This is a genomic window from Clostridium sp. (assembly GCF_036642255.1).
In the GTDB taxonomy this organism is placed as follows: Bacteria; Bacillota; Clostridia; order Clostridiales; family Clostridiaceae; genus Clostridium_J.
Map to the genome: position 1 here is coordinate 1 of NZ_JAVWDJ010000046.1, position 11,472 is coordinate 11,472.

At 32.4% G+C, this 11,472-nt stretch carries 7 protein-coding genes and 1 pseudogene; 1 reads left to right on the top strand and 7 read right to left on the bottom strand.

Features of this window, described 5'->3' with window-relative positions; translation table 11 throughout:
- Positions 1 to 603: pseudogene (locus RR409_RS17395) on the bottom strand (polysaccharide biosynthesis protein); the annotation flags it as partial.
- 1,078 nt (positions 604 to 1,681) lie between these two features.
- On the opposite strand from RR409_RS17395, the gene RR409_RS17400 reads away from it, so the two are divergent.
- The gene (locus RR409_RS17400; RefSeq protein WP_332559042.1) at positions 1,682 to 3,046 is read left to right on the top strand and encodes a hypothetical protein; all 1,365 of its coding nucleotides are present in this window, start codon (positions 1,682 to 1,684) and stop codon (positions 3,044 to 3,046) included.
- A 104-nt stretch (positions 3,047 to 3,150) separates the two neighbouring features.
- Here RR409_RS17400 and RR409_RS17405 read toward each other — a convergent pair whose 3' ends face one another.
- The 6 genes from RR409_RS17405 to RR409_RS17430 form a co-directional block, all read right to left on the bottom strand.
- On the bottom strand, positions 3,151 to 4,881 hold the full coding sequence (locus RR409_RS17405) for a phospho-sugar mutase (RefSeq protein WP_332559043.1): 1,731 nt from the start codon (positions 4,879 to 4,881) through the stop codon (positions 3,151 to 3,153).
- 168 nt (positions 4,882 to 5,049) lie between these two features.
- Positions 5,050 to 5,505: a VanZ family protein gene (locus RR409_RS17410; protein ID WP_332559057.1), complete on the bottom strand. Its 456-nt coding sequence runs from the start codon at positions 5,503 to 5,505 to the stop codon at positions 5,050 to 5,052.
- Between the two features lie 77 nt (positions 5,506 to 5,582).
- Positions 5,583 to 5,816 (bottom strand): hypothetical protein, encoded by a 234-nt coding sequence (locus RR409_RS17415; protein WP_332559044.1) that lies wholly within the window; start codon positions 5,814 to 5,816, stop codon positions 5,583 to 5,585.
- Positions 5,817 to 5,914: 98 nt separating this feature from the next.
- Positions 5,915 to 8,257: a glucosaminidase domain-containing protein gene (locus tag RR409_RS17420; RefSeq protein ID WP_332559045.1), complete on the bottom strand. Its 2,343-nt coding sequence runs from the start codon at positions 8,255 to 8,257 to the stop codon at positions 5,915 to 5,917.
- Positions 8,258 to 8,613: 356 nt separating this feature from the next.
- Positions 8,614 to 9,297 (bottom strand): NTP transferase domain-containing protein, encoded by a 684-nt coding sequence (locus RR409_RS17425; protein ID WP_332559046.1) that lies wholly within the window; start codon positions 9,295 to 9,297, stop codon positions 8,614 to 8,616.
- Positions 9,298 to 9,365: 68 nt separating this feature from the next.
- On the bottom strand, positions 9,366 to 11,201 hold the full coding sequence (locus tag RR409_RS17430) for a phosphotransferase (RefSeq protein ID WP_332559047.1): 1,836 nt from the start codon (positions 11,199 to 11,201) through the stop codon (positions 9,366 to 9,368).
- Between the last annotated feature and the right edge of the window lie 271 nt (positions 11,202 to 11,472).

The following is an 11,472-nucleotide window of genomic DNA, read 5'->3' on the forward strand; positions in this document are numbered from 1 at the left end:
TAAACCTTCTATGTCATCTCTGTTTCCTAACACCTTGATTCCAGATATGGAAGTGCTTTTCTTAGCTGGGTTATCATCAATTAACAGAACTGGGTTGTATTTTAGTTGCGGACTTTTTTTCATCTCTCCAATTACAATACGGGCCCCTTCACCAGCTCCAATAATCATAACTCTTTTAAAATTAGCCTTACTGTTTCCATTTAAATAAATTGCTGTTTTTCTTGCGGCTCTAAAGCTAACTCTAAACCCTAAAGAAAATATAAGTATAAATAATCCTGATAATGCCATAATCATCCTTGGTATTTGTGAATCCACCACTAGGGTTTGGATTCCTAAATTAAGGGTTGTAGCAATAATGCATCCAATAATTGCAATTAAAAATTCTTCTGTCCCTGCAAAGCTCCAAAGACTTTCATAAAACTTAAACAGATAAAAACATCCTATATAGATGAAGATAATCAATGGCAGTGTGCTCTTTAAGTTTACAATGTGCACGAACTCTGCAGTATTGAAATATCTAACAAAATAGGATAAAACATAGGAACAAATTATTATTATTACATCTACCAATGTTAATAATAATGTGTTTTTGATTTTCACCATTCTCTCCCTTCTTCCCCAAATAAAATGAAACATATAAGTCCTTTAGATAGAATTTAAAATTTATATAAAATAAAATTCATCTCACTTTTATTGAATGATTTTTATATGACTTATAATCTTATGTAATCGATTACTAGTCAGCATTAACATACTTAACAAAGCTAATTATCTTCCTTTACTCTCCACTGAGTTCACACGCAACTTAGTGAAACTTTTTTCCCTTTATTTCCCTTGTATAAACACGTTTATTTTTATAGTTATAAAAATTTTCTGAAAAATTTTTAGCTCAATCAAAATTTTCCAAAAACATATATCGCTTGACTATAATATTATTGCATCTTGCAATTTTTATTTTTACCAAAACTTAGCAAAAACCTTGCATATACAGTTATACCGTAGTTTTTAGATACTTTCAAGGCTTTCGACTTATCTTATTTTTATTCGAGTTTTTATTTTTTTATCCGACTTTTCATCATAAACTAGTTTTTATTTTCTATTTATAGTTAATGTATACTCAATTTTCCATTTAACTTTATTTTTTACATTTGCTTGTTACATGTCTCCATTATCCTATTACTTTTTTGCCTTTGAAAGAAATCTCCTACCCCTTAATTTAATTCTTATTCATCCCATGTTCATATTTTATGAGAATAAAATCTTTGTTTTTTCATCCCTATATACACAACCAAGGTATATATATTCTCGCTGCCCTCTCTTTTAGTACACATTTACATCTTAAAAATAAATATTTTTTTCAATCCAAAGTAACCTTATTGTAGGAGCCAGATTGGTTTATTATTTAACTTTTTAAGCAGCTATGATAAACTTATTAACAAGAAATAATATTTCCATTATATAGGGTTAATGGAAATAAAGTATTAGGTTTAAAACTCGATAAATAAGAATAAATACTTATATTTAAAACTTATTTGCATAAATAAACTTCTATAATATGATGCTCTTGTCTAAATTTGTTAAAAACGTGAACTTGTTCCTTATTTAATCCGTAGTAATATATATTTTAAATTTCAAATGAGCTTACGCTTCATCACAAAACTTTTAAGGGGGAGAAATATTTATGAGAAACAAAAGACTCTTGTTATTCTTTTCTTGCTTTTTACTTTTACTCAGTGGCTTTTTTATCCCAAGGTTAAAAGTAGATGCCTCAACCAGTGCACCTATAGGCAGTGTTAAAAGTATCAGTATCGATAAAACCTCAGTAATAACTACGGGTAAGATTAAAATAACTGCAGAAATAATAAACCATGTGTCAAAGGATAATTTGTTTGTTGATATAATTTACATAAAACCTATAACTAAGGAGCAATATTATATTACCCTTAAACCAACTAATAGGACAAACATCTATGAGGGAGAATTTATCTCTTCTAAATGGCAGGAAAGTGGACGTTGGACTATTGAGGGAATATCCTTAGAATCTTCTAATGGAAATTTCACAGAAATATCAAGAGAGGCAATTCCTTCTTACAGTAACTTAGATTTTTTAGTTTCTGGCAGTGGCTCCGCCCCTGACATATTAGAACCTCAATTAACTAATATATCTTTAAGTAAATCAGAATTGTTTCAAGGCGAAACTTTAAAGATCTCAGCACAAGTAAGTGATATGGGAAGTGGAATAAAAGAAGCTGGGGTTATTATTTTCTCACGTGAAAAAAATGTATCTCAATATGTAGATCTTTACTTAAATACAACTATCAATAAGTATGAAGCTAATGTTACTCTAACTAAAGAGGACATTGGCTCCTGGGAAATATTCTCTGTGTATATTATCGATAATGTGCAGAACTCCACAAAGATTATAAACGTAGATGGAGAAATAACCTCCCCACTTTTGAAGGATTGTAAGTTTAAGGTTTTAGAAAAGACCACTTATGCTAGCGGTTGGAATCTCATTAATGGAAGTTGGTACTATTACAACTCTACTACCAATTCTCTATCCATTGGTTGGATTGCATATAAGAGTGATATATACTACCTAGATAGTACAGGGAAAATGGCCACTGGATGGTTATCCTTTGATGGCAATTGGAAATACTTAGATAAGAGTAGTGGAAAGCTTGTATATGGCTGGGTATGTGATAACAATAAGTGGTATTACCTAGATGTGAAAAATAATGGAATAAGAAAAACTGGATGGTTAACCTATGGAGGCACTCGTTACTATCTTGATAATGAAGGAGTTATGAAAACTGGTTTTATTAAGATAAATAATACTTCCTACTACTTTGCATCCAGCGGTGCTATGAAAACAGGCTGGGTACTAGAGGGTGGAAAGTGGTATTGCTTTGATGGCAATGGAGCTATGAATACAGGATGGGTGAAGATAGGCGCAACTTGGTACTACTTCTATGCTAATGGTGTAATGGCTGCAAACACTACAGTTGATGGTTATAAAATAAATTCCAGCGGTGCTAGGATTTAAAATAAGAATACCCCAAGGAAATTTACAAGTTTCCTTGGGGTATTTTTGTATATTTAACTTATTTATTATTCTATGAGTTTATTTTTTGTATATGAATTTATTCCTTATTTTATATATTTATCAATAGCTTCTAAAACAGCTTTTTCGATAACTTTAAGCTTTTCGTCTGCATTTTCTAAGGAATCTCCTGCTGTTGCAATATAAATCTTCATCTTAGGCTCAGTTCCAGATGGACGAACCACAAACCAAGACCCATCATTAAGGATAAATTTAAGCACATTGGACTTTGGAAGATTTATTTCATCTTCATCTCCTGTGAGTAAGTCTCTTTCTATGCTTAACTTATAGTCCATTTTTCTTGTAACCTTAAAGCTAGCTACATAGCTAACATCAGTGTTTCTTAAGAAATCAATGGTTGCAGCAATCTTTTCTTGGCCTTCCTTACCCTTAAGGTCAATGGAAACTAGATTTTCTTTATAGAATCCATATTCCTTGTACAGTTCCATAAGGGCTTCATAAAGAGTTTTTCCTTTAGATTTATAGTAAAGGGTCATTTCTGTTATAAGCATAGCAGCAATAACTGCATCCTTATCTCTCACGAAATCTCCACTTAAATATCCATAACTTTCTTCAAAGCCAAACAAAAACTTATTGGAGTTTGTCTCTTCAAAGTTTCCAATTAACTCTCCAATATATTTAAATCCAGTTAAAACCTCTATAATTTCAACACCATACTTTTCTCCAATAGGCTTTATCATATCTGTGGAAACTATGGTTTTTATTATTGCTCCATTGTTTGGAAGCTGATTTAGTTCTTTAAGAGAAGCCATAATGTAGTGAGATAATAACGCTCCCACTTGATTTCCTGTGAGAACCTTATATTCTCCATTTGCTTCTTGAATTACAGCCCCAATTCTATCACAATCAGGATCGGTTCCTAGAATTATGTCTGGTTTACTTTCCTTAGCCATATCAAGTGCTAGCTTAAACACCTTAGGATCTTCAGGATTTGGGTAAGGTGCTGTTGGGAAATCTCCATTAGGAAGCTCTTGTTCCTTAACCACTTGCAGGTTTTCGTATCCAAGCTCCTTAAGCACTCTTCTCACTGGCACATTTCCACTACCGTGAATTGGAGTGTAAATAATCTTTAAGTCCTTTGCACTTTTTTCTACCAGCTCTTTTCTAATTGTAAGAGCTTTCACCTTTTCTATATAGGTAGAATAAACATTTTCTCCTACATATTCTAAAAGCCCTTTACTTTTGCAGGTTTCCAAATCTATATTTTTCACTTTTTCAAAGGAATCTACATTCCCTATATAAGATAATATTTCCTTTGCATCCTTGTCAGTGATTTGTCCTCCATCTGCTCCATAAACCTTATACCCATTATATTGTTTTGGGTTGTGAGAAGCAGTGATAACAATTCCCCCACTACATCCAAGTGCTCTAACAGCATAAGATAAAATTGGAGTTGGAGTTAAGGTTTCAAACAAGTAAGTTTTTATGTTATTTCCACAAAGGGTTTTAGCAGTATATTCTGCAAATTCCTTAGACATATGACGGGAATCATAAGCTATAGCTACTGCTGGATTTTCGAACTTACCATTTAAGTAGTCACCTAATCCTTGAGTAGCTTTTCCCACAGTGTATATATTCATTCTATTTGTACCAGCTCCGATTACTCCCCTAAGACCACCAGTACCAAATTCTAATTCCTTATAAAATCTATCTTCAATTTCTTTTTCATCATCATTGATATTCCTAAGTTCTAATTTAGTTCCTTCATCTATTAGTGAATTTTCTAGCCAAAATTTATACCTATTTTTAAAATCCATAATGACCTCCTTAAATCAGCACAGACAGGTGCTCTTATAAAACTGTTCTTTATTATTATACACATTATATCACTTTCAGTAACTATTGTAACCTATTTAGAATACCTCGAAGGTAGTTCCATTTTGTGGAACTACCTTCGAGGTAAATTAAATACTTAAATTTGAAAGTTAGTATCTTCTTTCAACATAAAGCCCTTTCTTTTGCTTGAAAGCCAGTCCTAACATAAGATACATCAAAAGCTGCAAGGAGCTTCCACTAAAATCTATGATCACGTCCCTCACCTGGGACCCCCTGCCTTCAATAAAACTTTGAAGAAATTCGTCACTAATAGCAACAAGGACACAAACAAGTAGAATGAAAGATACATTTAGCTTTCTATTGAAAAACTCACTATAAGTTGCAGTTACAAGAAAGGATAAAATAAAATATTCCGTAAAATGAGCAGCTTTTCTCACCATAAAGTGTACAACATCCTTTTGCACCGGGTTTAAATGAAAAGTTTCTGAAATCACATTAACCACAGCTAAGCTGGTTTTTGAAGACTCTTCTCCAGGCTTGGAGGACATATACAGTATTGTTGATATACAACAAATCGTTAATAACAGTAAAATATACTTCTTTATTTAAAACACCTCGTTTCACTTCTTTTTGCTACCTCCGAGGTAGTTCCATTATATGGAATCACCTCGGAGGTAGTATATCATTTTCGTGGTGCTAATTCAACAAATCTTTTGTACAAGGCACCCTTATTTTTATCTCCATAGAAATGATCTAAAATAACATTATAACTTAAAATTAAGTTTTCTTCACTATGTAATCCAATATATGTACTGTAGGAAGAATAACCATATTCCTCTGGTAGCTGAACCATCTTTGCTCTGAAGGGGTTGAGGTGTATGTATCTACTTGCTTCTAACATTTGCATGTTATCCATTATTAACTCACAATGATATTTGCCCTGAAATAGATGCGAAAAAATACACCTCTGAAGTGCCCCCATAAAATGGGTTCACCTCCGAGGTGCTCACAATATTATCCTAACCAAACTCCACTAGAATTAAATTTATAGGTTTTACCACCTATATTTACAGTTCCAGTCACCATATCACCATTGCCAGTTAAGTAGTACCACTTTCCACTAAGAGAAATCCATCCTGTAGCCATTGCTCCAGAGGATCTTAAATAGTACCATTTTCCTCCAAGGTTTACCCACCCAGTTGCCATTTCTCCACTGCCTCTTAAGTAGTACCAGGTACCTCCTTCAAAAAGCCAGCCAGATCTCATGGTTCCATCTAGATTCATATAATACCAGTAGCTTCCTACAAGAATCCAGCCAATTTTCATTTCTCCTGAATTGTCAAAGTAGTACCATCTATTATTTAATTTCTGCCAACCAATTTGTCTTGCACCATTTTCATTTAAATAATATTTTTTACCATTTAACTCAAGCCAACCAACTCTTTTTTGTCCTGTAGTTAAATCATAATAATACCACTGATTATTTTCTTGAATCCATCCTTTTTTTACATTAGTAGGAGGATTACCAGATATATTTCCTACATTTATTAGTTTTACACCGTCAGCTTTAGTGTAAGCTTCCTTATTCCAGTCAAATATTCCATCGAATCTTCCTCCATAGTTGTATCCTATGGTAGGTCTGTCAGGAATGATGTTATAAAAAGAATTAGTTCCGTCTCTAAATACATTAGTATTCTTCACAACAAAGACATTTCCTACTCTTGCAGCTCCTGCTGTTATACTTTCAGCTATAGGATATAGTTTTTCACTTCCTGTTTGTGGAGAAGAATTAACCTCACTTGGCTTTGTATAAGTACCAAGTTGATAATGGTTAAGTTCCATAAGATTTTTCGTAGAAGCACCATCTCCATAATTATTTGATACATAATTACTAGTGTGAAAATCCATTTTGTACATATATTGAGCTGCTTTTTCTCCCCAAAATGGGTCTGAAGCATATTTAACGTTAGCACCTAAATTCTTATTTCCTAAATATCCACCAAAATATCTCCAATCATCTGGATCTGCATATCCATTGGAAATATAGTTTTTAGTGAATTCATTTATACAATCTCCTACAGTAGCAAAGGTATTAGCTGCTTGTCCAGGATTTGCATCCACTGCATTAATTCCAAAAAGATTGTTTTTTTCCTGTGCAATAGAAGAGTTTCCGAGGCCTGATTCATTCATTGCCACTCCAAAGGTAATTAGAGCATTAACTCCATTAGCTTCTTGAGCACTTACTAATGCTTGTTCAACTCCTCTTAACTTACTAGTAGCACTTAGTCCTGCATTATTATCAAGATATCTTTTTATTTCATCTACTGCAAAGGCAGTCTTACTTCTGAAAGGAAGATATTGATAATAGTTGTAAAATGCAGTGCTAGCATTTACAGCATTATTATGATGACCTGCTTTTCCATCAGCAATTAAAGTTTTTAAGCTAGTGTAAAAGTAATTTCCATCATAACTATAATATTTTACTCCTGGTTGCATAAAGGTTGGAGCCACACCAATTTTTATGGTGTATTTGCTGCCATTAACGGTTTCCATGTTGTAACTAATAGTATGGGTGAGCTCACCATTTTGAGCCATATAATAACTTGGGTTAACTGCCTTGTTAAGAGGCACTACCATAAGATCATACTCTTTTTTTGCAGTTTGAGGATTTATCCATTTTGTATCTTTTCTCATCCATCCTGTGTATCCTGAAACCTCTACCTTTGCACTAGTACCATTGTCTTCAAGAATAGGTACATCATCCACATATCCATGATTCACATAGGTATATGCTTGAGTTAGGATACTACTAGAATAAACATTAGAATTTTTATCTACAGGAAGATATATTTGTCCATCAATTACCTTTACTACTCTTCCCATAGCTTCTGTTGCATACACAATAGTTTGGCTTTCTTTTTCTATAACTGCAGGAATTACATCTCCACCTAAATTAGACCCAGCTAATTCCTGTGCTTTTAAAATTGCTAACTGCAACGTATCTGCAGTAGTAACAAAAGTATTTTTATCAACATAAGAAAGAATAACCTCATAATTTGCTGTAGTTAATGGTGTTAGCGATGTTATGCTAGCTAGTCCACTTCTATCAAGTTGAAACTCTTCTCTCTCTTCACTATTTGCACTAATGCTACGAGGCATAGGTTTATTAACCTCTTCATATGTAGTTCCAAAAAGCTCAGATTCTGCCTTATACTTTTCTAGCAAATCAGAGCTTGTACTTGTTTTTTCTGAAACATTACTTCCACTATTCACTGTATCGGTAGCATAAGCTAGGATGCTTGTACTATACGATAATATTAAAGCTCCAGTTACCACTAAGGAAACTATTTTTTTCATAAAAACTCCCCCTAATCCATATTTTTATGACAATTTTAGTTGCCAAATCAATCTTTTAAGAATCATCACTGAAAGTACATTGCCTTCAGTGAAATTTAATTTATACAAAACTTCGTCTATCTTAAGTTTGTCTAAAAATATTAATGGCAAAACACACATTTTCCTATAAAATCTTTTAAAACTCCATATTAAAACACAGATAGACAATATTATTTTATCATTAAATAACTATTTAATCTATAAAAAATAACTATTTAACCCGAGAAATTTCCAGTGCTTTTAATCTAGGTTTTAATTTAATTAAAAGGTTACCTCCGAGGTCATCCCATAAAATGGAATCATCCCGGAGGTACTCATTAGCCTCTTAAATACTTCTCAACTATCTCTAAGTCCTCTAAGGAATCCACTTCAAACACATCATCAGTAGCTATTTTATGTATATAAACATTTAAATCCTTAATATTATCTTTTACAATGTCATCCCAATAAAGGTTTGTAAAATCTCCACCTTGGATAGCTTCCTCTAATTTAACAACAATCTTCTTGGCATCTTCCTCATTCCAGTAGGATACCCCTGATAAAATATAATCATTTCCCTTACTTACTACTTCAATATCATAAACTTTGTTGTTTTCATCAAATTTAAGCATCCACTCGTTTTGAAATTCTCTTTTAACACTGAAGTAAAGTGACTTATCTGGATTTTCTAAAAGAAAATTTCTATTTAAATAATTATCTGCATCGATAACATAGGCATCCTGTAGATAATCCTTCACTAAATACATAGTGTAAATATTATTATAAACATCATATTTATCATTATGGATAAGCTTAACTCCATACTTTTCCTTTAAATATTCAAAGCTCTCATGAAGATATCCAGTAACAACTATGATTTCCTCCACTCCAACTTCTTTTAAAAATTCTATTTGTCTTTCAGCCATAGGTATTCCATTTACCTGAACTAGTGACTTTGGTGTATTTAGGGTAAGTGGTCTCAATCTTGTGCCCATGCCTGCTGCAAGTAATATTGCTCTCATTTTTACTCCTCCAGTTTTCAGTTTTCACCTCGAAGGTAGTTCTAAATTCTAGAACTACCTTCGAGGTGCTAAATTTTTTCTAAATTTTCTTTTGCTCTATTATATCTATCAATGCCATAGGTTCCAAAATCATCACCCTTAGCTTCCTTAATGTTAGTCCAGGTGCTCCATAAAAAGTCTTGGCATATCTTATTAATTAATATTCTTTTACGATACTTTTCTTTTACTTCTCCATTAAAGTAAAAACTTAAGAATAATTCCTCATCATCCTCAGAAAAATTACATTCAATACTATGAGCAGCTAAATCCCACATTGGGTCATTCATACCGCTATATTCCCAATCTATAAGATAAATCTTATCTTCTCCACTTTTAATAAAGTTTTCTGGCACTCCATCATTATGACAAGGACATATTTCTAAATCCAAATCCTCCTGAAGAGCCTTTAGTGCCATTACCTTTTCTTTTACTTCATAATAATCCTCATAGTTCTTACCCTTAGCTTTTTCTAGCAGTACTTCATATTCCTCAATCTTCTTAAACACATCAAATCTATTTTTAAATACAATGTTTGAAGTGTGAAGAGTTTTTAGCACAGCTGAAGTAAGCTTCATATTTTCTTCTCTCTTTGCAGTCTTTCCATTAAGGGTTTCAGCATCTTCGATGTACTTTGCAATTTTAATTCCATTTTCTCGGCCAAAGTACACAATCTCAGCATCAATGCCTAAAACTTTAACAGTTTCCACATTGTCTATTTCTTCAAGCCTGTTGATCATCTCTTCTGTACCATTTCCAGGGATTCTAAGTACATAATCCTCCCCACTAATAGTTACCTTAAAGTTTTTATTAGTCATTCCACCAAAAGGTACTACGGAAGTTATGTCCTTATAGTTCACCTTTATGGCATCTACTACATCATTTTTAATTTGTTCTATTCTTATTTCCATTTCTTTTCTTTTTAATCTTGGATAAACCGTTCTAATAATTCTATTATAGTGCTCATTATTATCTACTTCTGCCCAAACTAAATCATCTATTTTTATATATCCAATTTCATAACTTCTTGCCACGTCTAAAAGTAAGTATTCATAATTTAAGTATGGATTCTTGTTATACTTATAATCCTCCATCATCTTATTAAACACTTGTAGAGAGATCTTTGAAACCCCTATCATCTCACCATGAATTTTATTTAATTGGTGAATATCCTTAGATATCTTATAAAGATGTTCATCTCTGAGCTCCACAAAAGCCTCATCCCCAGAGCCACTTTCACTGGTGATCATTATGCAATCTCTTTCCTCTGAGTTAAGAAGCTGTTTTATTGCACTTTCTTCAATTAAAATATCATCTTCAATTAAAATAAAATCATCACTGATGTGTTCCCTAGCAAGGCTTAGAGAGTTCATAGTTCCTGTCCACTTATACTTTTCATTATTCACAAGGATTAAACTGTTTTGCTTTGCAAAATCCTGAAAATACTCATTTTTATATCCAGTTATTATCACAATTTTTTCTATACCGTTATCTTTTAAAATGTTCAAGGTTCTATTTATAAAGGTATCCTCTTCCACCTTTAAGAACCCCACAGGTCTATCAAAATCTAACTTTCTTCCTGCGGCCAAAATCACAGCTTGCTTCACTGTTTTAAACTCATTATTATGTATGTTAATTTTTATATCTCTATTATTTTTGATATTTTCCTCTAGGGCTTCTATACCCTTTTCTGTTAACTGGTACTTAACACCCTTACCCATTTTCTCACAATAAATATAATCCAAATCCAAAAGATGTCCAATGATAAAATTAATCTTTCCTAAGGATAAATTAGACTTCTGCGCCACTTCCCTTTGGCTTATAATTGGATTCTTATTTAAAACCTTTAAAACCTCTATATTATCCATGGTAGTCCCCCTTACTTCTATAAAATCTATATTTATATTTAAGTTATTATTCCTTATTATAGGGAATGAAATTCAGTACTTTCTTATAATTAGAATTCCTTTGATTCCCTTAAAACTTCTGTGATCTGTATTTATTAATTTTTTATCTTTAAAGCCTTTAATTTTAATATATTTCTATAAACCAATGTATTTTAATTTTACACTATGACACATAAAAAAGCAATTGGAGGTGTTCATATTTTGAACGTAAAAAAACTCCCCCAGAGGAATT

Bases quoted from the DNA above. Each gene is read 5' to 3' on its own strand.
- RR409_RS17400 (WP_332559042.1), top strand. From the start codon at position 1,682: ATGAGAAACAAAAGACTCTTGTTATTCTTTTCTTGCTTTTTACTTTTA.
- RR409_RS17405 (WP_332559043.1), bottom strand. From the start codon at position 4,881: ATGGATTTTAAAAATAGGTATAAATTTTGGCTAGAAAATTCACTAATA.
- RR409_RS17415 (WP_332559044.1), bottom strand. From the start codon at position 5,816: ATGGATAACATGCAAATGTTAGAAGCAAGTAGATACATACACCTCAAC.
- RR409_RS17420 (WP_332559045.1), bottom strand. From the start codon at position 8,257: ATGAAAAAAATAGTTTCCTTAGTGGTAACTGGAGCTTTAATATTATCG.
- RR409_RS17425 (WP_332559046.1), bottom strand. From the start codon at position 9,297: ATGAGAGCAATATTACTTGCAGCAGGCATGGGCACAAGATTGAGACCA.
- RR409_RS17430 (WP_332559047.1), bottom strand. From the start codon at position 11,201: ATGGATAATATAGAGGTTTTAAAGGTTTTAAATAAGAATCCAATTATA.